A 24,392-nucleotide genomic window follows, 5' to 3' on the forward strand; every position below is an offset into this window, starting at 1 on the left:
AGCATAATCATCTGGTTTTACGATCCCTCCTTGCTTTAAAACGTTATAAGCGTTTAAATTGCGCCTCATGCTGGTTTATCCCAACTGCATTCGCGTAGTAATACCAAAAACAATGCTTCGCTACGCGTATCCGGGAGAATATCCCGCTGAGTCAGCTGACCTTACCGCTGTATCATCCCGTCAGGGTGAACGCGAATTTATTCGAATGACAACACCACATCCACAGGCAGTTAGAACGATATGACCCATCAGTTAAAATCTCGCGACATCATCGCACTGGGCTTTATGACCTTTGCGTTGTTTGTTGGCGCCGGTAACATCATTTTCCCTCCAATGGTTGGCTTGCAGGCCGGCGAACACGTCTGGACCGCTGCGTTCGGCTTCCTGATCACCGCCGTAGGCCTACCGGTGCTGACCGTTGTCGCCCTGGCAAAAGTGGGTGGTGGTGTCGACAGCCTGAGCACGCCTATCGGTAAAGTGGCCGGTATTCTGTTAGCGACCGTCTGCTACCTGGCCGTTGGCCCGCTGTTCGCGACGCCGCGTACCGCGACCGTTTCTTTTGAAGTGGGGATTGCGCCGCTGACCGGTGATGGCGCGATGCCGCTGTTCATCTATAGCGTTATCTACTTTGCGCTGGTGATGCTGGTTTCTCTCTATCCGGGCAAACTGCTGGATACCGTGGGTAACTTCCTGGCACCGCTGAAAATTATTGCGCTGGTGATCCTGTCTGTTGCTGCGGTTGTCTGGCCTGCTGGCCCTATCAGCCACGCGCTGGAGGCTTACCAGACAGCTCCGTTCTCTAACGGCTTCGTCAACGGCTATCTGACCATGGATACGCTGGGTGCAATGGTGTTCGGTATTGTAATCGTCAACGCCGCGCGTTCTCGTGGCGTAACCGAAGCGCGTCTGCTGACTCGCTACACCGTTCTTGCTGGCCTGATGGCGGGCGTGGGTCTGACGCTGCTGTACCTGGCGTTGTTCCGTCTGGGCTCCGATAGCGCGACGCTTGTGGATCAATCTGCCAACGGTGCTGCTATTCTGCATGCTTATGTTCAGCATACCTTTGGTGGCGCGGGTAGCTTCCTGTTAGCGGCGCTGATCTTCATTGCTTGTCTGGTTACAGCGGTGGGTCTGACCTGTGCCTGTGCGGAGTTCTTTGCGCAGTATCTGCCGTTCTCCTACCGCACGCTGGTCTTCGTTCTCGGCCTGTTCTCGATGGCGGTGTCGAACCTGGGCCTGAGCCACCTGATTCAAATCTCCATCCCGGTGCTGACCGCTATTTACCCGCCATGTATCGTACTGGTGGTATTAAGCTTCACCCGCGGCTGGTGGCATAATTCTTCCCGCGTTATTGCACCGGCGATGTTTATCAGCCTGATTTTTGGTATCCTTGACGGCGTTAAAGCATCAGCGTTTGCGGATATTCTGCCGGGCTGGACGGCTCGTCTGCCAATGGCGGAGCAGGGCCTTGCCTGGCTGATGCCGACGATTGTGATGGCGGTTCTGGCTATTATCTGGGATCGCGCTGCCGGTCGTCAGGTTGCATCGAACGCACATTAATTAGTGCGCGGTGACAAATTTAACCACGGGGTGACGAACCCCGTGGTTTTTGTTTTTGTACAATTTGGCAGAGAACGATGGAAAGTAATAACAAGCTAAAGCGCGGGCTTACCGCCCGACACATCCGCTTTATGGCGCTCGGTTCGGCTATCGGCACCGGCCTCTTTTATGGTTCAGCCGATGCAATTAAGATGGCTGGCCCCAGCGTGCTGCTGGCCTATATCATCGGCGGCGTGGCGGCATACATTATTATGCGCGCCCTCGGCGAGATGTCAGTCCATAACCCTTCCGCCAGTTCTTTCTCGCGCTATGCGCAGGACAACCTTGGCCCGCTCGCGGGTTACATCACCGGCTGGACCTACTGTTTTGAAATTCTGATCGTTGCCATTGCCGACGTGACCGCCTTTGGTATTTACATGGGCGTCTGGTTCCCGACGGTACCGCACTGGGTGTGGGTGCTGAGCGTGGTGCTGCTCATCTGCGCCATCAACCTGATGAGCGTGAAGGTATTCGGTGAACTGGAGTTCTGGTTCTCGTTCTTTAAAGTCGCCACCATCATCATCATGATCGTTGCCGGTTTCGGTATCATCATCTGGGGGATTGGCAACGGCGGCGAGCCTACCGGTATTCATAATTTGTGGAGCAACGGCGGGTTCTTTAGTAACGGCTGGATAGGCATGGTGATGTCGCTGCAGATGGTGATGTTTGCCTACGGCGGTATCGAGATTATTGGTATTACCGCCGGGGAAGCAAAAGACCCGGAGAAATCCATTCCGCGCGCCATCAACTCTGTGCCGATGCGTATTCTGGTGTTCTATGTGGGCACGCTGTTCGTCATCATGTCGATTTACCCGTGGAACCAGGTGGGTACCGAGGGGAGTCCGTTCGTCCTGACCTTCCAGCATTTAGGCATTACGTTTGCCGCCAGTATCCTGAACTTCGTTGTACTGACCGCGTCGCTTTCGGCGATCAACAGCGATGTTTTCGGCGTCGGGCGTATGCTGCACGGTATGGCAGAGCAGGGCAGTGCACCGAAGGTATTCGCTAAAACCTCGAGCCGTGGTGTGCCGTGGGTGACCGTTGCGGTGATGACGGTGGCGCTGCTGCTGGCGGTGTACCTCAACTACATCATGCCGGAGAACGTCTTCCTGGTGATTGCATCGCTGGCGACGTTCGCGACGGTGTGGGTGTGGATAATGATCCTGGTTTCGCAGATTGCCTTCCGCCGTCGTCTGTCGCCGGAAGAAGCCAAAGCGTTGAAGTTTAAAGTCCCGGGCGGCGTGGTGACGACAAGCGTAGGCGTGGTGTTCCTGGTATTTATCATTGCGCTTATCGGCTACCACCCGGATACCCGTATTTCGCTGTACGTCGGCTTCGCGTGGATCGTGCTGCTGCTGATTGGCTGGGCGTTTAAGCGCCGTCGCGACCGCCAACTGGCAAGCGCCAACGCGCCTGCAGCTTGAAGTATGACGAGTATACCCCTTCTCCTGACAGGAGAGGGGGGAATCGCTCCTCCCCCGTTATCCTCCCCCAATAAATGTTCTGATGATGAGTCATACTGTGCCCTGCTATGGCAAGGTGTCGTCATTATGTTCTGAGGGATGCGTTATGCTGAATGCCTGGCACCTTCCGGTTGCCCCATTTATTAAACACCGTCAAGACAAACTGTCGGTCACCCTGTGGCTGCGCGGCGATGTGCTGCCGCAGCGAGTCGTGCTGCGTATCGAGCAGGACAACGAAGAGCTGGGCATTGCCATGAAGCGCCAGCGCAACACCGGCACAGGCGATGTGACGGTCTGGCGCGGGGATATTCCGCTCGCTGAGGGCCAGCCGCGCCGTCGCTACAGCTTTAAGCTGCTGTGGGATAACCGCCAGCTGTGGTTCACCCCGCAGGGCTTTAACCGCTTTCCCCCCGCAAAGCTTGAGCAGTTTGCCGTAGATTTTCCGGACAGCGGACCGCAGTGGGTGGCGGATCAGGTGTTCTACCAGATTTTCCCCGATCGTTTTGCCCCCAGCGTACATAAGTACGATACCGAAGATTACCGCCACGTCGACCCGCAGTTTGGCGGCGATGCTGCGCTGCTGCGTCTGCGGCACAATACCCAGCGGCTGGGGATGCGCATGATCCTCGACGGAGTCTTCAATCACAGCGGCGATACCCATCCGTGGTTTGACCGGCACAACCAGAGTGGGCAGGGAGCCTGCCATCATCCCGCCTCGCCTTCGAGAGAGTGGTACAGCTTCTCGGCTGAAGGTCAGGCGCTGGACTGGCTGGGGTATTCCAGCCTGCCGAAGCTGGACTACCGTGCTGAAGGGCTGGTCGATGAGATTTACCGTGGTGAAGACAGTATTGTGCGCCACTGGTTGAAAGCACCGTGGAACATGGACGGCTGGCGACTCGATGTGGTGCATATGCTCGGTGAGAGCGGCGGGGCGAAGCATAACCTCGAGCACGTCACCGGCATTACCCGCGCGGCAAAAGAGACTCTGCCCGAGGCCTATGTGGTTGGTGAACACTTTGGCGACGCACGTCAGTGGCTGCAGGTTGATGCCGAAGATGCGGCGATGAACTATCGCGGTTTTACCTTCCCGCTGTGGGGATTCCTGGCTAATACCGATATCTCTTACGATCCGCAGCATATTGATGCCCGCACCTGCATGGCGTGGATGGAGAACTATCGCGCCGGCCTTTCCCATCAGCAGCAGCTGCGGATGTTTAACCAGCTCGACAGCCACGATACTGCGCGCTTTAAATCTTTACTGGGTAAAGACGTGGCGCGTTTGCCGCTGGCAGTGGTCTGGTTGTTCAGCTGGCCCGGTGTCCCCTGCATTTATTACGGTGATGAAGTGGGGCTCGACGGGAACAACGATCCGTTCTGTCGTAAGCCGTTCCCGTGGGAGAGCAGCCAACAGGATACGGCGCTGCTGGCGCTGTATCAGCGGATGGCGCACCTGCGTCAGCGCCAGCAGGCGCTGCGTCACGGCGGCTGCCAGGTGGTTTATGCCGAAGATAACGTGGTGGTGTTTGTCCGTGTCTGGCAGCAGCAGCGCGTGCTGGTCGCTATTAACCGCGGCGAAGCCTGCGAAGTGGTGCTCGACGATTCGCCGCTGCTGACGGTAGCGTCGCTCCAGTGCGTTGAGGGGCACGGCAGCCTGCACGACGGTGTCCTGACGCTACCGGCGATTTCGGCCACGGTGTGGAGCGGCCGTCAGCGGTAGATATCGCGAATGGCTTCGCTTTCGAGCAACGCCTGGCGCCACCAGCGCTGCGCCAGGCCGTCATCGCTGTTGCGCCACGCCATATAGGCGACATCTTTCTGGCGAAACGAAACCACCTCTTTCTCCACCAGTTCGCCGTTTTCAAGCCAGGGGCGGGCGATGTGGCGTGGCAGAAATCCGCAGCCCATTCCGGCGCGCAGCAGCGTCAGCTTGCTGTGAAAATCATCCACTCGCAGCTGCGGCTGTTCATCCATCAGGTTGCTATTGATCGGGTGACAGCTGCGCGCGCTGTCGCTAATCACCACCGCCAGATGCAGGCATAGCTGTTCGTTACTGAGCGGTTGCTCCACCAGCGCCAGCGGGTGTGAAGGGGCGACGACGAACACGTTATCCAGCGTGCCAAGCATATTGTAGGACCAGGCGGCAGAGGTTGGCGGTTCGTTGATGGCTCCAAGAATAATGTCTGCGCCGTTGTGGGTAAGCTCCTCCCATGAACCCGCCAGCGTGTGGTGCGTAAAATTGAGCCGCGTCTGTTTGTTCAGCGCATAAAAGGCGTTAATCGTGGGTAGTAGCGCGGCGAACGGGAAAGAGTCATCAAGGGCGATGGCGAGCTCTTTTTCCCAGCCGGAGCTGAGCTGCACCGCCTGTTTCTCAAGATCTTTCGCTGCACTCAGCAGCAGACGGCCTTTTTCCAGCACGATTCGGCCGGTATCGGTAAACTTTGCCCGGTGTCCGGAACGATCGAGAAGGGTGATATTCAGATCGCTTTCCATTTTCTGGATCATGTAGCTGAGCGCGGCCGGGGTTTTAAACAGCGATTCTGCCGCGGTGGCAAAAGAACCGTGCTTTTCCAGCGCGTCGAGGATCAGTAATACATCAAGATTAATTCGCATAGTGCCTGCGTATCATCGGGAAATTTATACTCTTTTTTAACCAATGCCTTCATTCAATGCCAGTGAATAATTCAGAACGCTTAGACCTGATTTTTTGACAGAAATAAAAATGATGCACGGCTGTCTTTAAATGGAAAAATTTCTTTAATAACTCGTTAGAAATTTCTGGCTATACTCAACAGGCTTTCTCCGTCAGGATCCAATTGTTCACAACAGTCATCGACCGTTGCCATTTAACCTGTTGATTAGGAAAGTGTATTATGTCTATTCGGGAATTAATTGACCCATCTAACTCGGCGCTTATCTTTATTGACCATCAGCCGCAAATGGCCTTTGGTGTTGCCAATATTGACCGCCAGACCCTGAAAAATAATACCGTTGCGCTGGCGAAAGCCGGGAAGATTTTCAACGTACCGGTTATTTATACCTCGGTAGAAACCAAAAGTTTTAGTGGCTATATCTGGCCGGAATTGCTGGCAGTACATCCGCAGGTCAAGCCTATCGAACGTACTTCCATGAATTCCTGGGAAGATGCCGGGTTTGTGAATGCCGTAAAAGCGACCGGGCGTAAAAAACTGATTATCTCAGCACTGTGGACTGAAGTCTGCCTGACTTTCCCGGCCCTGATGGCGCTGGAAGCCGGTTACGAGGTTTACGTGGTCACTGATACCTCTGGTGGTACTTCCGTTGACGCTCATGAACGTGCCATCGACCGGATGGTGCAGGCGGGTGCCGTACCGGTGACCTGGCAGCAGGTGCTGCTTGAGTACCAGCGTGACTGGTCGCGTAAAGAGACCTATGACGCGGTGATGGATCTGGTGCGTGAACATAGCGGCGCTTACGGTATGGGTGTGGACTACGCCTACACCATGGTGCACGGCGCGCCAGAGCGTAAAGCCTGAAGATGAAGTGCAGGCGGGAGCAATCCCGCCTGATGCCTGGCGCAAGGAACCCCTCATCATGACGCAACAGAAACATGTCACGTTGGTTATCACCCATGCCCTGAATCCAGAAGATGCAGACCGCTATGAGGCGTGGCTCGGAAAAATCATGCCCATTGCGGCGGAATTTCCTGGGCACCTTGGCGCGAACGTGATTCGCCCGGGGGTGGGGCAGAACCTGTGGAACATAATTATCCGCTTCGACACGCTTGATCATTTATACGCCTGGACGCAGTCGGAAACCCGCAAACAGCTGGTTGATGAAATTACGCCGCTGCTGACCGAGGGCGACCATACCGAAGTGCGCACCGAAGCGGCATTCTGGTTCACTCCTCCGACGGCGCATGTGCGCCAGCCGAAGCGCTGGAAGCAGTTCCTCATCACCTTGCTGGTGATTTTCCCCAGCACCAATCTGGTGCCGTGGGTAACCGGAATGCTGTTGCCTTCGCTCAAAGGTTCCCTGCTGCTGCATCTGATTAACGATGCCTGTGTGGTTGCGCTGGTCGTCTGGCTCTGGATGCCCATCGTAACCCGTCTATTTGCCGGATGGCTGAAGAAGGCCTGATCCGGCTATCAGGAGATTGCTATGTCTCAAACTGCTTCTCTGATCCTCACTCACGGTCAGATCCACACGCTGGACCGTACGACTCCGCTGGCGGAAGCGGTCGCTATCGCCAACGGAAAAATTATCGCCACCGGGACTCACGATCGGATAATGAGCTATGCCGCCGACGGCACACAGATCGTCGATCTCAAAGGTCACACGGTGATCCCGGGGCTCAACGATTCCCACCTGCATTTGATCCGCGGGGGGCTCAACTACAATCTGGAACTGCGCTGGGAAGGTGTTCCGTCACTTGCCGATGCGCTGCGAATGCTGAAAGACCAGGCGGCGCGAACGCCGTCACCGCAGTGGGTGCGGGTGGTCGGTGGCTGGAGCGAATTCCAGTTTGCCGAACGCCGGATGCCGACGATTGAAGAGCTGAATGAAGCCGCACCGGATACGCCGGTGTTTGTGCTGCACCTCTACGATCGTGCGCTGCTCAACCGCGCGGCGCTGAAAGCGGTTGGCTACACCAAAGAAACGCCGGATCCTGCAGGCGGTGAGATAGTCCGCGATGCGAACGGCAACCCAACCGGGATGCTGGTGGCAAAACCGAATGCCATGATCCTCTACTCAACGCTGGCGAAAGGGCCGAAGCTGCCGCTGGAGCTGCAGGTGAACTCCACCCGTCAGTTTATGCGTGAGCTGAACCGTCTGGGCTTAACCAGCGCCATCGATGCCGGCGGCGGCTTCCAGAACTACCCGGAAGATTACGAAATCATTGAGCAGCTTCACGCCAATAAGCAGATGACGGTGCGCATTGCCTACAACCTGTTTACCCAGCGACCACAGCAGGAACTCGCCGACTTCGAACGCTGGACCGATATGCTGAAGCCGGGCCAGGGTACCGATTTCTACCGCGCCAACGGGGCGGGGGAGATGCTGGTCTTCTCGGCGGCTGACTTTGAGGATTTCCTCCAGCCGCGCCCGGACCTGCCGAAAGGGATGGAGGACGAACTTGAGCGCGTAGTACGCCACCTGGTCGAGCATCGCTGGCCGTTCCGTCTGCATGCGACCTACGATGAATCCATCAGCCGGATGCTCGACGTCTTTGAGAAGGTAAACCGCGATATTCCGTTTAACGGCCTGCACTGGTTCTTCGACCACGCTGAGACCATCACCGAGCGCAATATTGAGCGCGTGAAGGCACTGGGCGGCGGTATTGCGGTACAGCACCGTATGGCGTTCCAGGGCGAGTACTTTGTCGACCGCTATGGCAAAGACGCGGTTAAACATACGCCGCCGGTGGCTAAGATGCTGGAGCTGGACGTGCCGGTCGGCTTAGGTACCGATGCCACCCGTGTCGCGAGCTACAACCCGTGGACGGCGCTGTACTGGCTGGTGTCCGGGCGTACCGTCGGTGGGTTGTCGATGTATGACGACAATAACCGCCTGCCGCGTGACGTCGCCCTTGAGCTGTGGACCGCCGGTAGCGCATGGTTCTCCAGCGAGCAGGGCAAGAAGGGGCGCATCGTGAAGGACCAGCTTGCCGATCTGGTGGTGTTGTCGAAGGATTACTTCAGCGTACCGGAAGAAGAAATCAAAGGCATTGAGTCTGTGCTGACGGTGGTTGATGGCAAGGTCGTGTATGCCGCCGGGCACTTCAGTCCGCTGGCACCGCCGCCGATTCCGGTATTACCAGACTGGTCGCCGGTGGTGAAAGTGCCTGGACATTACCGCTCCGCACCGCCGGTTGCCAGTAAAGTGGGCGCGGTGGTGCAGATGCACCAGTGCATTGGTAGCTGCGGGGTTCACGGACACGCCCACGATATCGCGCGTCAGTCAGGGATCCCGGTATCAGACGATCGGGCCTTCTGGGGCGTACTCGGGTGCTCGTGCTTCTCGTTTTAAACAGACAGTGCGTGTTGTGAGCACTGCCCTTGCCACAGGGAGAGAGGCAAACAAAAAACGGCAACCATAAGGTTGCCGTTTTGCATTCTTGCTTGCCGTAGATTACAGGCTGGAAACGTTTTCGCTCAGGTACTTAGCAACGCCGTCCGGAGACGCGTTCATGCCTTCTTTCCCTTTTTCCCACTGAGCCGGGCACACTTCGCCGTGCTCTTCGTGGAACTGCAGCGCGTCAACCATACGCAGCATTTCGTCGATGTTACGGCCCAGCGGCAGGTCGTTCACAACCTGGTGGCGCACAACGCCGTTTTTGTCGATCAGGAAGGAACCGCGCAGTGCAACGCCTTCTTCCGGATGCTCGATACCGTATGCTTTCTGGATTTCACGCTTAACGTCAGCAACCATTGCGTATTTCACCGCACCGATGCCGCCTTTGTCGACGGAGGTGTTACGCCATGCGTTGTGGACGAATTCGGAGTCAAAAGAAACACCGACAACTTCAACGCCACGTTTCTGGAATTCTTCGTAACGTTTGTCGAACGCGATCAGTTCAGACGGGCAAACGAAGGTAAAGTCCATCGGCCAGAAGAACAGAACGGTTGCTTTACCGTTGGTGTGCTGTTTGAAGTTGAATTTTTCAACGATTTCACCGTTGCCCAGAACTGCTGCAGCGGTAAAGTCTGGAGCCTGACGAGTAACCAGAACCATGGGGTTCTCCTTTACATTTATAAGGTTAATGGAACGCAACGCGGGCCAGTATAGGGAGTGGTACGGCTAAGCTCAACGTGATGCTGACAATCAATGAGATAGTTTTCACCTATCAATAGCTTTTAAAAAGCCCTCCTAAGATAGCGATTCTGTGATAAACCGCAAGTCTTATAGTGCTCTCTTTTGCGCTTGATCCATCATCCGCGGGTAAAACTGCCAGAAGCGAATTTCCAGCTGTTCGTAGTGGGCATCGAGATCGTGCCACGAGTCGCCAAGGGCTTCCAGGCGCGGTCGGCGGCTTGCCATACCGTTCAACACGCGCTGAATAAACGCCATCTCCCGGTAGCGCTCAAGCCAGCGTTCAGACCATAAATAGTCGTTTAAATTGACAAAGCGCGGCGGAGAATCCGGCAGGATCTCACTGACCTGGGCGTGGGCGTAGCGCACGAACTCATCAAGCGGCAGGTCGGGGGAAATACTTTCCCAGTGACGGGAGAGGAAGTGATCCCACATGACATCAAGCGTGATAGGCGCCACCCGGCGAGTTTGCGGGCGGAACCACTCTCGCGCTTCTTTCACTTCCGGAAGATTATCGGTGAGCACGTCGATGCGCCGATGCATATGAATGCCGTCTACGATGGCTGGCGGGTACAGCGCATCAGGATTCCCGCGCACGAAGTCGGCCAGCAAATTTCCTGACAGGGAGCTGTCAGCCAGGTGAGCGAGGTGTAAATGAGCAAGAAAATTCATGTGTTCATCGGTCCGGTGGTGGCTAAGTGTTGCAGCGAAGGGGCGCGGGCACTAGACTAAGCCGCCTGTTTTTAAGTCACGAGTATAAGTCATGCGCGTTGCCGATTTCTCTTTTGAATTGCCAGATTCCCTGATTGCCCACTATCCACAGCCAGAACGCAGCGGTTGCCGCTTGCTGTCGCTGGATGGGCCAACGGGCGCGCTGACGCACGGTACTTTCACCGATCTGCTCGACAAGCTCAACCCTGGCGATCTGCTGGTCTTTAATAATACTCGCGTGATCCCGGCGCGCCTGTTTGGCCGTAAAGCCAGCGGCGGCAAGATTGAAGTCCTGGTCGAACGTATGCTCGATGATAAACGTATTCTGGCACATATTCGCGCATCTAAAGCGCCGAAGCCGGGCGCTGAACTGCTGCTCGGGGATGACGAAAGCATCAACGCAACAATGGTTGCCCGTCACGACGCGCTGTTTGAAGTCGAGTTTAATGACGAGCGTCCGGTGCTGGACATCCTGAATGCCATCGGCCATATGCCGCTGCCGCCGTACATCGACCGCCCGGACGAAGACGCCGACCGCGAGCTGTACCAGACCGTCTACAGCCAGAAACCGGGTGCCGTTGCGGCGCCAACCGCCGGGCTGCACTTTGATGAACCGCTGCTGGCGAAGCTTCGTGAAAAAGGCATTGAGATGGCGTTCGTGACGCTGCACGTGGGGGCGGGAACCTTCCAGCCGGTGCGCGTTGATACTATCGAAGACCACATCATGCACTCTGAATATGCCGAAGTGCCGCAGGACGTGGTTGATGCGGTGCTGGCGGCGAAAGCGCGCGGAAGTCGGGTTATTGCGGTAGGAACCACCTCAGTGCGTTCGCTTGAGAGCGCCGCGCAGGCCGCCAAAGACGCGCTGATTGCTCCATTCTTTGGCGACACGCAGATCTTTATTTTTCCGGGCTATCAGTATCAGGTGATTGATGCGCTGGTGACCAACTTCCATCTGCCTGAATCAACACTGATTATGCTGGTCTCCGCTTTCGCGGGGTATCAGCACACCATGAATGCCTACAAGGCTGCGGTAGAACAACAATATCGCTTTTTTAGTTACGGTGATGCCATGTTTATCACGTACAATCCGCAGGCTATTTCTGAGCGTGTCGGGGAGTAAATCCCTGGCATGAGTGTTTAAAACGTCGGACTGTTTTTCTGACGCAGGAGTTTTAGATGAAATTTGAACTGGATACCACCGATGGACGCGCGCGCCGCGGCCGCCTGGTGTTTGATCGTGGCGTAGTGGAAACGCCAGCCTTTATGCCTGTCGGTACCTACGGCACCGTTAAAGGTATGACGCCGGAAGAAGTTGAAGCGACCGGCGCGCAAATCATTCTCGGCAACACCTTCCACCTGTGGCTGCGCCCGGGTCAGGAGATCATGAAACTGCACGGCGATCTGCATGATTTCATGCAGTGGAAAGGTCCGATCCTGACCGATTCCGGCGGCTTCCAGGTGTTCAGCCTCGGTGATATTCGTAAGATCACCGAGCAGGGTGTGCACTTCCGTAACCCGATCAACGGCGATCCGATTTTCCTCGATCCAGAAAAATCCATGGAGATTCAGTACGATCTCGGCTCCGATATCGTGATGATCTTCGATGAATGTACGCCGTATCCGGCGGACTGGGATTACGCCAAGCGCTCAATGGAAATGTCCCTGCGCTGGGCGAAGCGCAGCCGTGACCGTTTTGACGGCCTGGGTAACAAAAATGCGCTGTTCGGTATCATCCAGGGCAGCGTTTACGAAGATTTACGTGATATCTCTGTTAAAGGTCTGGTAGAGATAGGCTTTGATGGCTACGCTGTCGGCGGTTTGGCTGTCGGCGAGCCGAAAGAAGATATGCATCGCATCCTTGAGCACGTCTGCCCGCAGATCCCAACGGACAAACCGCGTTACCTGATGGGCGTCGGTAAGCCGGAAGATCTGGTGGAAGGCGTGCGTCGCGGTATCGATATGTTTGACTGCGTCATGCCGACGCGAAATGCCCGTAATGGCCACCTGTTTGTGACCGACGGCGTCGTAAAAATCCGTAATGCGAAGTATAAGAGCGACACCAGCCCGCTGGATGCGGAGTGTGATTGCTACACTTGTCGCAATTATTCACGTGCCTACTTGCATCATCTTGACCGTTGCAACGAAATATTGGGCGCGCGTCTCAATACCATTCATAACCTACGCTATTATCAGCGTTTAATGGCTGGTTTACGTAAGGCTATCGAAGAGGGTAAATTAGAGAGCTTCGTGACGGACTTTTACCAACGTCAGGGTCGACCGGTTCCACCTTTGAACGTTGATTAATTTTAATAATGAGGGAATTTGAATGAGCTTTTTTATTTCTGATGCGGTAGCAGCAACCGGTGCCCCGGGCCAGGGCAGCCCGATGTCTCTGATCCTGATGCTGGTGGTGTTCGGTCTGATTTTCTACTTCATGATCCTGCGCCCACAGCAGAAACGCACTAAAGAGCACAAGAAGCTGATGGACTCCATCGCTAAAGGTGACGAAGTGCTGACCAACGGTGGCCTGGTCGGTCGCGTAACTAAAGTCGCTGAAACCGGCTATGTTGTTATCGCACTGAACGACACCACTGAAGTGGTTATCAAACGTGACTTCGTAGCTGCCGTTCTGCCGAAAGGCACCATGAAGGCACTGTAATCTTTCGTTTTCCCAAAGGGAACTGCCGTGTTAAACCGTTATCCTTTGTGGAAGTACATCATGCTGGTCGTCGTTATTCTCGTCGGCCTGCTTTACGCACTTCCCAACCTGTATGGTGAGGATCCGGCTGTTCAAATCACTGGCGCGCGCGGTGTCGCCGCCAGTGAGCAAACGCTGATCCAGGTCCAGAACACCTTAAACGCAGAAAAAATTACCGCTAAGTCTGTGGCACTGGAAGAGGGCGCTATTCTTGCGCGCTTCGACTCCACTGACGTCCAGCTCCGTGCTCGTGAAGCGCTGGTGGGCGTACTGGGTGATAAATACGTCGTGGCGCTGAACCTTGCTCCTGCGACCCCGCGCTGGCTCGCCGCGCTGCACGCCGAACCGATGAAACTCGGTCTCGACCTGCGTGGTGGCGTTCACTTCCTGATGGAAGTCGACATGGATACCGCGCTCGGTAAGCTGCAGGAACAAAATATCGATAGCCTGCGCAGTGAACTGCGCGAAAAAGGCATTCCATATACTACCGTTCGCAAAGAGGCTAACTACGGCCTGAGCATCACTTTCCGCGACGGCGATGCGCGTACCCAGGCGATTGATTACCTGGCCCCGCGTCACCGTGACCTGGTGATTTCAAGCCAGGGCAGCAACCAGCTGCGCGCGGTGATGACCGACGAACGTCTGAAAGAAGCCCGTGAATACGCCGTTCAGCAGAACATCAACATTCTGCGTAACCGTGTGAACCAGCTGGGCGTTGCCGAGCCGGTGGTGCAGCGTCAGGGTGCTGACCGCATCGTGGTTGAGCTGCCGGGTATCCAGGATACCGCGCGTGCGAAAGAGATTCTGGGCGCTACTGCGACCCTGGAATTCCGTCTGGTGAACACCAACGTCGATCAGTCCGCTGCCACGTCTGGCCGCGTACCGGGCGACTCTGAGGTCAAATACACTCGTGAAGGCCAGCCGGTTGTGCTGTACAAGCGTGTGATCCTGACCGGTGACCACATCACCGACTCAACCTCAAGCCAGGACGAGTACAACCAGCCGCAGGTTAACATCTCGCTCGATAGCGCCGGTGGTAACATGATGTCTAACTTCACCAAGGACAACATCGGTAAACCGATGGCGACCCTGTTCGTGGAGTACAAAGACAGCGGTAAGAAAGACGCCAACGGCCGTGCGGTGCTGGTGAAAGAAGAAGAGGTGATTAACATCGCCAATATCCAGTCTCGTCTGGGTAACAGCTTCCGTATCACTGGGATCAGCAACCCGACCGAAGCGCGTCAGCTCTCTCTGCTGCTGCGTGCCGGTGCGCTGATTGCGCCGATTCAGATTGTTGAAGAACGCACCATTGGCCCGACCCTGGGTCTGCAGAACATTGAGCAGGGCCTCGAAGCTTGTCTGGCGGGTCTGGTGGTCTCAATTCTGTTCATGATCTTCTTCTACAAGAAGTTTGGTCTCATCGCTACCAGTGCGCTTATCGCTAACCTGGTCCTGATTGTTGGCATCATGTCGCTGTTGCCTGGTGCGACGCTCAGTATGCCTGGGATCGCGGGTATCGTGCTAACCCTTGCGGTAGCGGTCGATGCTAACGTACTGATAAACGAACGTATCAAAGAAGAATTGAGCAACGGGCGTACGGTACAGCAGGCTATCGACGAAGGGTATCGCGGTGCGTTCAGCTCGATTTTCGATGCGAACATCACCACGTTGATTAAAGTCATCATCCTGTACGCTGTGGGTACCGGGGCTATCAAAGGCTTCGCTATCACCACCGGTATCGGTGTGGCGACGTCGATGTTTACCGCAATCGTGGGTACCCGTGCCATCGTGAACCTGGTGTACGGCGGCAAGCGCGTTAAAAAGCTGTCTATCTGAGGAGTGCGTTGTGGCACAGGAATATACTGTTGAACAATTGAACCACGGCCGTAAAGTCTGGGACTTTATGCGCTGGGACTACTGGGCTTTCGGCATCTCAGGTTTGCTGCTGGTACTGGCTATCATCGTGATGGGCGTACGCGGTTTTAACTGGGGTCTCGATTTCACCGGTGGTACGGTTATCGAAATTACGCTGGAAAAACCAGCGGATATGGACCAGATGCGTGAAGCCCTGCAGAAAGCGGGCTTTGCTGAGCCGCAGCTGCAGAACTTTGGCAGCAGCCGCGACATCATGGTTCGTATGCCTCCGGAGCATGATGCAAACGGCAGCCAGGTTCTTGGCAGCAAAGTGGTGAGCGTCATTAACGAGTCTACCAGCCAGAACGCTGTCGTTAAGCGTATTGAGTTTGTCGGCCCGAGCGTTGGGGCAGACCTGGCTCAGACCGGTGCGATGGCGCTGATGGCAGCGCTGTTGTCTATCCTGGTCTACGTCGGTTTCCGCTTTGAGTGGCGTCTGGCGGCAGGTGTTGTTATCTCGCTGCTGCACGACGTTATCATCACGCTCGGCGTACTGTCGCTGTTCCATATTGAGATTGACCTGACGATTGTGGCATCCCTGATGTCGGTCATCGGTTACTCGCTGAACGACAGCATCGTGGTATCTGACCGTATTCGTGAGAACTTCCGCAAAATTCGTCGCGGTACCCCTTACGAAATCTTTAACGTGTCGCTGACCCAGACGCTGCACCGTACGTTGATTACTTCCGGGACAACCTTGATGGTTATCCTGATGCTGTACCTCTTCGGCGGCCCGGTGCTGGAAGGCTTCTCGCTGACCATGCTTATCGGTGTCACCATCGGTACCGCATCGTCTATCTACGTGGCGTCAGCGCTGGCGCTGAAACTCGGCATGAAGCGCGAGCATATGCTCCAGCAGAAAGTTGAGAAGGAAGGCGCGGATCAGCCGTCGCTCCTGCCATAAGAGACGTTAAGCGTCTGTAAAATCCCGGCCCTGCGGCCGGGATTTTTTTTGCCGCAAAATCAGGCAAACACTCCTGACACTACGCTGTCAGGAGGCTTGTCATAGACTGCTCCTGAACCCACTCAACATGTCAGGAGTCATCATGAACAACGTTATTAACTGGTTTGAAATTCCGGTCACAGATATGAATCGGGCGATTGCTTTTTATGAGCCGGTAATGGAAGTTCAGCTTCGTCGGGAAACCATGGACTGCGCCGAACTGGCGGTATTCCCGCATCAGGATCCACAGCCCGGTGGGGCGCTGGCAAAGTTTGACGGTATCGCTCCGTCACAGCAAGGCGCTATTATTTATCTGCATACCGACAATCTGGCGGCAACGCTCAAACGCGTTGAGAAGGCGGGCGGCCAGTGCGTGTTTGGCCCACTCGCGCTTGCCCAGGATATCGGTACCATTGCTCTGTTCACCGACTGCGAAGGCAACCGTGTCGGACTGCACCAGCCAGCCTGATAGCTATTGTGGAGTAAAAGAATGTCCCGACGCGCCGACCGTTTATTCCAGATTGTGCAGATCCTGCGTGGCAGGAGGCTGACGACGGCGGCGCTTCTCGCGGAGCGGCTGGAGGTCTCAGAACGCACGATTTATCGCGATATCCGCGACTTGTCCTGCTCTGGTGTGCCGGTGGAAGGGGAGGCCGGCAGCGGGTATCGGCTGATGGAAGGCTATGACCTGCCGCCTTTGATGCTGACCGCACACGAATCTGAAGCGCTGATGGTGGCTATCAGCATGCTGAAAACCTGGGGCGGCGATACGCTCTCACAGGCGCTGGAGTCGGCTCAGGAGAAGGTGCTGGCGATCCTGCCCGCCGACAGCCGACGTAAAGCCGAACAAACCCGTATTTTTGCCCCGGATCTTGGCGCACAGCCGCATTCTCGTCGCTTGTTTGATGATTTTCACCGCGCGGTTTCCGCGCAGAAGGTGCTGTCGCTGCACTATCGCGACGAAGGTGGCCAGCTCTCCTGGCGCGACGTTCAGCCTCTTGGCATGTTCTTCTGGGGGGAGCACTGGCTGCTGGTGGCCTGGTGTGAACGGCGGGAGGATTACCGCTGTTTTCGCCTCGATCGCTGTCTGAAGGTACAGGAGACCGGCAGGCATTTCAGCGAACGGGGCGATCGCTCACTTAGCGACTTTCTGCGTAAGGTGAAGCAATAAAAAAGCCAGCTCGTAAGCTGGCGTTTTGTATTCGCCCCTCCCCGCAGGAAAGGGCTGTATAACCCGTCGGGATTAGAAGTTGTAACCGACCACCAGGTAACCACCCCAGCCGGTAGATTTCACGCTGAAGTCACCGTTGCCGAAGTTCAGGCTGGCGTCGTCAGCCCACTGGCCGCCGTTGTGCCAGTAACGAGCAACCACTGAGTAGTGCCAGTGATCGTAGTTCAGCGCCAGGATGTGGCTGGAGGCGATAGAGTTGCTGGTACGTGCGTGCTTCCCGTTGTTGTCGTAGAAGTTATCGCTGCCCAGATCGGAGCCCCAGTCAAAGTTGGTGAAGCCGATGTAGCTCAGCTGGCCGCCCCACAGTTGGGTAATCGGTACAAAGTATTTCACTTTGAAACGGTAGCCATCCCACTCGTTTTCGTTGGAGGCGCCGTAGTTCTGCCACTGGTACTTCGCATACACGTTCAGAGACAGGCTCATCGGCAGGCCGGTATCGATATCGGTACCGAGACCCATGTACCAGGTGCTCTGCTGCTGAGATTCGTTACGACCCATGTCGTAGATGTAGTTGTTCGCGAAGTACCACTCTTTGAACGGGCCAAACGCCAGGCTGGTGCCGGTCAGTTTATCGATGGAGAAGCGCGGCTCGATTTCCATGAACAGCGGGGAGCCGTCGTTCCAGATACCTTTCGCGTCGGTGTTACCACCGAAGAATACCGGCAGATCCACGTAGCCGTAGAAATCAAACCAGTCTTTTTTGGCAAAGGCTTCGTACTCGAGGTAGGTATCGTTACGGATCTGCGGTCCGAAACGGGTGTGATAGCTGCCTACCACGTTAACGCTCTGGTGCCACCAGTCGGAGAGATACTCGGGTTTGTCGTTCTCTGCGGCGCCAGCAGTGAAAGATGCGGAGAGCGCCAGGGCAGCGCCAGCTGCCAGTAATGTTTTTTTCATCGTTATGCCACTGTTTTGAAACCCCATCTGGGGTGTAAAAGAGTCCCGCTGTCGCGTTTCTGAACGTATCGCTGTAGCGTTTCTTAATAATTCATGTTTCTGCGGTGCCTATTATAGAAATCATTGCTCACAAAAATATGTTTTGTTTCACAGATTCAACATTCACGTAATCGATTGCGTTCACGTTTGCGTGCTTTAATTGCAGAAAGCCGGGAACTTTGCCCGGCTTTGAAGAAATAGGGGGAGGAATAGTCTACGGCTGGGTGACGGGCTGAATGTCGTGGACGCGGATAAACCCGAGCTGCGCCGGGGTAATGCCGTTCAACTGCAGAGGAATATCGACGTCGCTCGGGGCCAATACGCTGGCGGGCGCATTGATGAGCTGATTCTGGACATTCACTTCCTGGTAGTTTTCCGTTGTGCCCTGAATTTGTCCCCATTCAACGGTGCCGCTAAACGCGGGCAGCGGCGTGTTGGACTCACCCTGAATGCGTAACGTCGCGCGCGTACCCTGGGCGTTTTGTGCCACATTCAGGAGCGACATCTTAAGCGTTCCTATCTGGCTCTCCAGCCGCGCCGGGGTTTTTGAGCCTGGCAGCAGATATACTCCGCTTGATGAGGTCGCATTCAGGCGATTTTGCTGCGTTATCTTCACCGTCTCCTGGTTCAGTTGAGTCATCTCTTTCGTCAACGTGCTGACGCTCTGATGCATCTGGCGAACTTCACTTTGCTGTGCGCAGGCGCTGAGGGTAAAGAGGCTTCCCAGCAGAACTATTCTTAGGTAACGTCTTGTCTTCATCTCATTTTTCCTTGAAACCCATACTGGCTTAATGGTAGTCAGCCACGCCGTGGCTGACATCGGGCTTTGTCTCAAAAAACGGTCTGCCTTTGTTGTCGGAGCAGTTCAGGGTAAAATAGAGTTCAGTTCACCCCACATTCAGGAAGTGATATGCATTGCCCATTCTGTTTAGCCGTAGATACCAAAGTCATCGACTCGCGTCTGGTCGGTGAAGGCTCGTCGGTGCGCCGCCGCCGTCAGTGTCTGGTCTGCAACGAACGCTTCACGACGTTTGAAGTGGCTGAGCTGGTAATGCCGCGGGTGGTGAAAAGTAACGATGTGCGTGAACCTTTCAATGAAGACAAGCTGCGCAGCGGCATGCTGAAGGCGCTGGAGAAACGTCCGGTGAGCGCCGATGACGTTGAAATGGCGTTGAACCATATTAAAACCCAGCTGCGTGGCACCGGTGAACGCGAAGTGCCGAGCAAAATGATCGGTAACCTGGTGATGGAACAGCTGAAAAAACTCGATAAGGTCGCCTACATCCGCTTTGCTTCGGTGTACCGTAGCTTCGAAGACATTAAAGAATTCGGCGAAGAAATAGCCCGCCTACAGGATTGAGCCATGCAGGATGAAATGTACATGGCGCGAGCGCTAAAGCTGGCGCAACGCGGACGTTTTACCACTCATCCCAACCCAAACGTTGGCTGCGTTATTGTCAAAGATGGCGTTGTGGTTGGGGAGGGGTTCCATTACCGTGCCGGTGAGCCGCATGCGGAAGTTCACGCCCTGCGCATGGCGGGTGATAAAGCCAAAGGCGCAACCGCCTACGTGACGCTTGAGCCCTGCAGCCATCATGGGCGCACGCCGCCGTGCTGTGAGGCATTAATCGCCGCCGGGGTGTCCCGCGTGGTGGCTGCCATGCAGGACCCGAATCCGCAGGTTGCGGGGCGCGGTCTGCATCGCCTAAAAGAGGAGGGTATCGACGTCAGCCACGGGTTGATGATGAGCGAAGCGGAGCTGCTCAATAAGGGCTTCCTGAAGCGCATGCGTACTGCTTTCCCGTATATCCAGCTGAAGCTGGGGGCATCGCTTGATGGCCGTACCGCGATGGCGAGCGGCGAGAGCCAGTGGATAACCTCTCCGGCTGCCCGTCGCGACGTGCAGCGCCTGCGCGCGCAAAGCCACGCGATTCTGACGACCGCAGCCACCGTGTTAGCGGATGATCCGGCATTGACCGTACGCTGGGATGAACTCAACCCGGATACTCAGGCGATTTATCCGCGTGAAGCGCTGCGCCAGCCGCTGCGCATTGTGCTCGACCGTCTGGGTCAGGTCACACCGGAACATCGCATCGTGCAGCAGAGCGGCGAAACCTGGATTGTGCGCAGCCAGGAGGATAATCGTGAATGGCCGGAAAACGTCCGCGCGCTGCAGGTGCCGGAACATAACGGGCATCTCGACCTGGTGCTGCTAATGATGCAGCTCGGTAAGGCGCAGATTAACAGCCTGTGGGTGGAAGCCGGGCCAACGCTTGCCGGTGCGCTACTGCAGGCAGGACTGGTGGATGAGCTGGTGGTCTACCTGGCGCCGAAGCTTCTGGGCAACGATGCCCGCGGCCTGTTTGTGCTGCCAGGGCTTGAGAAACTGCGTGATGCACCCCAACTCCAGTTTAGCCAGATTCGCCAGGTCGGCCCTGACCTGTGTGTGCATTTAACACCGGTCTGATAAACTTCGGCAGTGCCGGAATTATTATGATAGAATCCGCCCCCCTGCGGGGCTACAAAATGAACCCGTAAAGGAAAAGTATGAACATTATCGAAGCAAACGTTGCTACTCCGGACGCCCGCGTCGCCATCACCATCGCGCGTTTCAACAACTTCATCAACGACAGCCTGCTGGAAGGTGCCGTTGACGCCCTGAAGCGCATTGGCCAGGTCAAAGATGAAAACATTACCGTGGTCTGGGTACCTGGCGCGTACGAACTGCCGCTGGCAGCCGGCGCTCTGGCGAAAACCGGTAAGTACGACGCGGTGATTGCGCTCGGTACCGTTATCCGTGGCGGCACGGCGCACTTCGAATATGTAGCCGGTGGTGCAAGCAATGGCCTGGCGCACGTCGCTCAGGATTGCGAGATCCCGGTTGCTTTCGGTGTTCTGACCACTGAAAGCATTGAACAAGCCATCGAGCGTGCTGGCACCAAAGCCGGTAACAAAGGTGCAGAAGCTGCACTGACCGCAATTGAAATGATCAATGTATTGAAAGCCATCAAGGCCTGATTTTTTGTAAGGGGAATTCCGTGAAACCTGCTGCTCGTCGCCGCGCCCGTGAGTGTGCCGTCCAGGCGCTTTACTCCTGGCAGTTATCCAAAAACGACATCGCTGATGTTGAATACCAGTTCCTGGCGGAACAGGACGTGAAAGATGTAGACGTCTTGTACTTCCGTGAACTGCTGACCGGAGTGGCGACTAACAGCGCGTATCTCGACGGCCTGATGAAGCCGTACCTGTCCCGTCTGCTCGAAGAGCTGGGCCAGGTGGAGAAAGCGGTTCTGCGTATCGCGCTGTTCGAACTGTCCAAACGTGACGATGTGCCGTACAAAGTGGCCATCAACGAAGCTATCGAACTGGCGAAAACCTTCGGTGCTGAAGACAGTCACAAGTTCGTTAACGGTGTGCTGGATAAAGCAGCTCCGGCCATCCGTCCCCGCAAAAAGTAATCTGCAGGCCGGGTTGATAGCGGGTATCGCTCGCTAGCCCGGCCTTATTTTTTCTACTGCTGAGGCCTGAACTATGGCATGCGGCGAGTTCTCCCTGATAGCCCGTTATTTTGACCGTGTAAGAACGTCCCGTATGGATGTTGAAACCGGCATTGGCGACGATTGCGCACTGCTGAACGTTCCTGAAAAGCAGACGCTGGCAATCAGCACCGACACCCTGGTGTCGGGCATTCATTTTCTCCCAGATATCTCACCCGCTGACCTGGCGTATAAAGCGCTGGCCGTGAATCTTAGCGATCTGGCGGCGATGGGCGCTGAGCCCGCGTGGCTGACGCTGGCGTTAACGTTGCCGGGTGTCGATGAAGCCTGGCTTTCCGCTTTCAGCGATAGCCTCTTCGAGCAGCTAAACTATTACGATATGCAGCTGATTGGCGGCGATACCACCCGTGGGCCGCTGTCGATGACGCTTGGCATTCACGGCTATGTGCCGCTCGGGCGTGCGCTGAAGCGCGATGGTGCAAAACCGGGAGACTGGATTTACGTCACCGGAACGCCAGGTGATAGCGCGGCCGGGCTCGCTATCCTGCAAGACCGTCTTACGGTAACGCAGGCCGATGACAAAGCGTATTTGCTGGAGCGTCACCTGCGTCCGACGCCGCGAGTACTGCACGGTCAGGCGCTGCGTCATCTGGCAAGCTCGGCTATCGATCTCTCTGACGGATTGATTTCAGATCTCGGCCATATTCTTAAAGCCAGCGGCTGCGGGGCGAATATCGTTCTCGACGATTTGCCGTTTTCTGACGCGGTGCTGCGTCAGGTAGAGCCGGATCAGGCGCTACGCTGGACGCTCAGCGGCGGTGAAGATTATGAACTGTGCTTTACCGTACCGGAGCTTAATCGTGGGGCGCTTGATGTTGCGGTGGGGCACTTTGGTGTACCGGTGACCTGCATCGGCCAGATTACCGGTGACGCTGAAGGCATGCACTTTATGCGTGACGGTCAGCGCGTTACGTTAGATATGAAGGGATACGATCACTTTGACGTGGACTAAAGATATTGCCAAAAGCCGCCTGAACCTGCGTAACCCGTGGCACCTGCTGGCGACCGGGTTTGGCAGCGGTTTAAGCCCAATCGTTCCAGGAACCATGGGGTCGCTCGCGGCTATCCCGTTCTGGTATCTGATGACGTTTCTGCCATGGCAGCTCTACTCGCTGCTGGTGATGCTGGGTATCTGTATCGGGGTTTATCTTTGCCATCGTACGGCAAAAGATATGGGCGTTCACGATCACGGCAGTATCGTCTGGGACGAGTTTGTCGGTATGTGGATAACGCTGATGGCGATACCCACCAACGACTGGCAGTGGGTGGCCGCAGGCTTTGTCATCTTCCGGATCTTCGATATGTGGAAGCCATGGCCGATCCGCTGGTTCGATCGCAACGTGCACGGCGGTATGGGGATCATGGTCGACGATATCGTTGCCGGGGTGATCTCTGCCGGCATCCTCTATCTGATAGGTCATCACTGGCCGCTGGGGCTGATTTAACCCCCCCCTACATCGTAATTCAATTTCAGCCCCTCTCCCTTTGGAAGAGGGGCTGTACGATGGCTAATCTGCTATTTAAAACCCACCACCGGGTGCGGCTGGTACGGTGTTTCCAGCTCGGCAATTTGTTCAGGTTTAAGCGTAATATCAACGGCATTCAGCAACTCATCCAGCTGCTCTTCCCTCGAGGTACCGATGACCGGTGCCGTCACACCCGGCTTACTCAAAAGCCAGGCCAGTGCCACCTGGGCACGCGTTGCGCCTAAATCTTCGGCAATGGCGGCCAGGCGCTCGGCGATTTTGGCATCGCTGGCTTCGGTGTTGTCGTAGAGATCTTTCCCGACGGTGTCAGACACCAGTCGTGCGGTAGTTTCTCCCCACGGACGGGTGAGACGTCCTCGTGCCAGCGGGCTCCACGGGATCACCGCCACGCCCTCTCTGGCGCACAGGGGGAGCATGTCGCGTTCTTCTTCCCGGTAAATCAGATTGTAGTGGTCCTGCATGGTGATAAACCGTGCCCAGCCGTGCTGTGCCTGCAGTTCGAGGGCCTGTGCAAACTGAGACGCGTGCATCGACGATGCGCCGATATAGCGCGCTTTTCCCGCCTTCACGACGTCATTCAGCGCCTCAAGAGTCTCCTCAATGGGGGTGTTGTAATCCCAGCGGTGGATCTGCAGTAGATCGACATACTCCATGCCCAGACGACGCAGGCTGTCGTCGATGGAACGCATAATCTGGGCGCGGGATAAGCCTTCCGTCAGGTCGCCGGAGGGGAAATAGACTTTGGTGGCAACTACCACATCATCACGGCGGGCAAAGTCACGTAGCGCACGTCCGACTATTTCTTCACTGCTGCCGTCGGAGTAACTGTTGGCGGTGTCGAAGAAGTTAATTCCGCCTTCAAGGGCGTGCTGAATTATCGGACGGCTGCTCTCTTCCGGCAGAGTCCAGGCGTGATTGCCCCGGTCGGGCTCACCAAACGTCATGCAGCCGAGACACAGCCGCGAGACGCGAAGGTCCGTTTTTCCTAAGGGATGATATTGCATGGTTTCGCTCCTGCTGATGGCTAAAACGTATGGTTAAAGCATAGCAGGAGCGAAAAG

The 24,392-nt window shown here is 55.9% G+C and carries 25 protein-coding genes; 19 read left to right on the plus strand and 6 right to left on the minus strand.

Going from position 1 to position 24,392, the window contains the following annotated elements; genetic code table 11:
• The first annotated feature begins 240 nt into the window (after positions 1 to 240).
• From brnQ to malZ, 3 genes are all read left to right on the plus strand, one after another.
• Positions 241 to 1,560: a branched-chain amino acid transporter carrier protein BrnQ gene (gene brnQ, locus GYRE_RS07330; RefSeq protein ID WP_006818738.1), complete on the plus strand. Its 1,320-nt coding sequence runs from the start codon at positions 241 to 243 to the stop codon at positions 1,558 to 1,560.
• 77 nt (positions 1,561 to 1,637) lie between these two features.
• Positions 1,638 to 3,023, plus strand: a complete 1,386-nt coding sequence (gene proY / locus GYRE_RS07335) for a proline-specific permease ProY (RefSeq protein ID WP_006818739.1) — start codon at positions 1,638 to 1,640, stop codon at positions 3,021 to 3,023.
• 145 nt (positions 3,024 to 3,168) lie between these two features.
• Positions 3,169 to 4,779, plus strand: coding sequence for a maltodextrin glucosidase (gene malZ / locus GYRE_RS07340; protein WP_038254210.1), 1,611 nt, complete (start codon positions 3,169 to 3,171; stop codon positions 4,777 to 4,779).
• Here malZ and GYRE_RS07345 read toward each other — a convergent pair.
• Positions 4,770 to 5,672: a LysR substrate-binding domain-containing protein gene (locus GYRE_RS07345; protein WP_006818741.1), complete on the minus strand. Its 903-nt coding sequence runs from the start codon at positions 5,670 to 5,672 to the stop codon at positions 4,770 to 4,772. The genes malZ and GYRE_RS07345 overlap by 10 nt on opposite strands.
• 260 nt (positions 5,673 to 5,932) lie before the next feature.
• On the opposite strand from GYRE_RS07345, the gene GYRE_RS07350 reads away from it, so the two are divergent.
• From GYRE_RS07350 to GYRE_RS07360, 3 genes are read left to right on the plus strand one after another with little or no spacing between them, the layout of a single operon-like run.
• Positions 5,933 to 6,574 carry a hydrolase gene (locus GYRE_RS07350; protein WP_006818742.1) on the plus strand — a complete coding sequence of 214 codons (642 nt, stop codon included), beginning with the start codon at positions 5,933 to 5,935 and terminating at the stop codon, positions 6,572 to 6,574.
• A gap of 58 nt (positions 6,575 to 6,632) precedes the next feature.
• Positions 6,633 to 7,178, plus strand: coding sequence for an antibiotic biosynthesis monooxygenase (locus tag GYRE_RS07355; protein ID WP_038254212.1), 546 nt, complete (start codon positions 6,633 to 6,635; stop codon positions 7,176 to 7,178).
• Positions 7,179 to 7,199: 21 nt separating this feature from the next.
• The gene (locus GYRE_RS07360) at positions 7,200 to 9,068 is read left to right on the plus strand and encodes an amidohydrolase (protein ID WP_038254214.1); all 1,869 of its coding nucleotides are present in this window, start codon (positions 7,200 to 7,202) and stop codon (positions 9,066 to 9,068) included.
• Between the two features lie 102 nt (positions 9,069 to 9,170).
• Here the strand turns inward: GYRE_RS07360 and GYRE_RS07365 are convergent, their stop codons facing one another.
• Both GYRE_RS07365 and acpH read right to left on the minus strand, forming a co-directional pair.
• A complete protein-coding gene (locus GYRE_RS07365; RefSeq protein WP_006818745.1) occupies positions 9,171 to 9,773 on the minus strand; it encodes a peroxiredoxin C in 603 nt (200 codons plus the stop codon).
• 168 nt (positions 9,774 to 9,941) lie between these two features.
• Complete coding sequence (gene acpH, locus GYRE_RS07370) at positions 9,942 to 10,523, minus strand: ACP phosphodiesterase (RefSeq protein WP_038254215.1); 582 nt, start codon at positions 10,521 to 10,523, stop codon at positions 9,942 to 9,944.
• A 91-nt stretch (positions 10,524 to 10,614) separates the two neighbouring features.
• Between acpH and queA the strand changes: the two genes are divergently transcribed.
• The 7 genes from queA (at position 10,615) to GYRE_RS07405 (ending at position 17,291) form a co-directional block, all read left to right on the plus strand.
• A complete protein-coding gene (queA, locus tag GYRE_RS07375) occupies positions 10,615 to 11,685 on the plus strand; it encodes a tRNA preQ1(34) S-adenosylmethionine ribosyltransferase-isomerase QueA (protein WP_038254217.1) in 1,071 nt (356 codons plus the stop codon).
• 56 nt (positions 11,686 to 11,741) lie between these two features.
• The gene (gene tgt / locus GYRE_RS07380; protein ID WP_006818749.1) at positions 11,742 to 12,869 is read left to right on the plus strand and encodes a tRNA guanosine(34) transglycosylase Tgt; all 1,128 of its coding nucleotides are present in this window, start codon (positions 11,742 to 11,744) and stop codon (positions 12,867 to 12,869) included.
• A 22-nt stretch (positions 12,870 to 12,891) separates the two neighbouring features.
• The gene (gene yajC, locus GYRE_RS07385; RefSeq protein WP_006818750.1) at positions 12,892 to 13,224 is read left to right on the plus strand and encodes a preprotein translocase subunit YajC; all 333 of its coding nucleotides are present in this window, start codon (positions 12,892 to 12,894) and stop codon (positions 13,222 to 13,224) included.
• Between the two features lie 27 nt (positions 13,225 to 13,251).
• On the plus strand, positions 13,252 to 15,099 hold the full coding sequence (gene secD / locus GYRE_RS07390; protein WP_071777516.1) for a protein translocase subunit SecD: 1,848 nt from the start codon (positions 13,252 to 13,254) through the stop codon (positions 15,097 to 15,099).
• A gap of 10 nt (positions 15,100 to 15,109) precedes the next feature.
• Positions 15,110 to 16,081, plus strand: a complete 972-nt coding sequence (gene secF, locus GYRE_RS07395) for a protein translocase subunit SecF (RefSeq protein WP_006818752.1) — start codon at positions 15,110 to 15,112, stop codon at positions 16,079 to 16,081.
• Between the two features lie 142 nt (positions 16,082 to 16,223).
• The gene (locus tag GYRE_RS07400; protein WP_038254219.1) at positions 16,224 to 16,589 is read left to right on the plus strand and encodes a VOC family protein; all 366 of its coding nucleotides are present in this window, start codon (positions 16,224 to 16,226) and stop codon (positions 16,587 to 16,589) included.
• 21 nt (positions 16,590 to 16,610) lie between these two features.
• Positions 16,611 to 17,291 (plus strand): helix-turn-helix transcriptional regulator, encoded by a 681-nt coding sequence (locus GYRE_RS07405; RefSeq protein ID WP_038254220.1) that lies wholly within the window; start codon positions 16,611 to 16,613, stop codon positions 17,289 to 17,291.
• 72 nt (positions 17,292 to 17,363) lie between these two features.
• On the opposite strand, the gene GYRE_RS07410 is transcribed toward GYRE_RS07405, so the two are convergent.
• Together GYRE_RS07410 and GYRE_RS07415 are read right to left on the minus strand one after the other, a co-directional pair.
• Positions 17,364 to 18,248, minus strand: coding sequence for a nucleoside-specific channel-forming protein Tsx (locus GYRE_RS07410; RefSeq protein ID WP_038254222.1), 885 nt, complete (start codon positions 18,246 to 18,248; stop codon positions 17,364 to 17,366).
• A 253-nt stretch (positions 18,249 to 18,501) separates the two neighbouring features.
• On the minus strand, positions 18,502 to 19,047 hold the full coding sequence (locus GYRE_RS07415; protein ID WP_038254224.1) for a SadB/YajI family lipoprotein: 546 nt from the start codon (positions 19,045 to 19,047) through the stop codon (positions 18,502 to 18,504).
• Between the two features lie 150 nt (positions 19,048 to 19,197).
• Here GYRE_RS07415 and nrdR point away from each other — a divergent pair, with 150 nt between their 5' ends.
• The 6 genes from nrdR to pgpA all read left to right on the plus strand — a co-directional run bounded on the left by nrdR (position 19,198) and on the right by pgpA (position 23,289).
• Positions 19,198 to 19,647 (plus strand): transcriptional regulator NrdR, encoded by a 450-nt coding sequence (nrdR, locus tag GYRE_RS07420; RefSeq protein WP_006818758.1) that lies wholly within the window; start codon positions 19,198 to 19,200, stop codon positions 19,645 to 19,647.
• Between the two features lie 3 nt (positions 19,648 to 19,650).
• Complete coding sequence (ribD, locus tag GYRE_RS07425) at positions 19,651 to 20,754, plus strand: bifunctional diaminohydroxyphosphoribosylaminopyrimidine deaminase/5-amino-6-(5-phosphoribosylamino)uracil reductase RibD (protein WP_038254227.1); 1,104 nt, start codon at positions 19,651 to 19,653, stop codon at positions 20,752 to 20,754.
• An 80-nt stretch (positions 20,755 to 20,834) separates the two neighbouring features.
• Positions 20,835 to 21,305, plus strand: coding sequence for a 6,7-dimethyl-8-ribityllumazine synthase (gene ribH / locus GYRE_RS07430; protein WP_006818760.1), 471 nt, complete (start codon positions 20,835 to 20,837; stop codon positions 21,303 to 21,305).
• Between the two features lie 20 nt (positions 21,306 to 21,325).
• Entirely contained in the window at positions 21,326 to 21,745 is a 420-nt protein-coding gene (gene nusB, locus GYRE_RS07435; protein WP_006818761.1) for a transcription antitermination factor NusB, read from the plus strand.
• 73 nt (positions 21,746 to 21,818) lie between these two features.
• Positions 21,819 to 22,796, plus strand: coding sequence for a thiamine-phosphate kinase (gene thiL, locus GYRE_RS07440; RefSeq protein ID WP_038254230.1), 978 nt, complete (start codon positions 21,819 to 21,821; stop codon positions 22,794 to 22,796).
• Positions 22,777 to 23,289: a phosphatidylglycerophosphatase A gene (gene pgpA, locus GYRE_RS07445; protein WP_038254232.1), complete on the plus strand. Its 513-nt coding sequence runs from the start codon at positions 22,777 to 22,779 to the stop codon at positions 23,287 to 23,289. Before thiL ends, pgpA begins: the two co-directional genes overlap by 20 nt.
• A 71-nt stretch (positions 23,290 to 23,360) precedes the next feature.
• Here the strand turns inward: pgpA and GYRE_RS07450 are convergent, their stop codons facing one another.
• A complete protein-coding gene (locus GYRE_RS07450; RefSeq protein ID WP_038254234.1) occupies positions 23,361 to 24,335 on the minus strand; it encodes an aldo/keto reductase in 975 nt (324 codons plus the stop codon).
• Positions 24,336 to 24,392: the final 57 nt, after the last annotated feature.

The organism is Yokenella regensburgei ATCC 49455, assembly GCF_000735455.1.
GTDB lineage: Bacteria > Pseudomonadota > Gammaproteobacteria > Enterobacterales > Enterobacteriaceae > Yokenella > Yokenella regensburgei.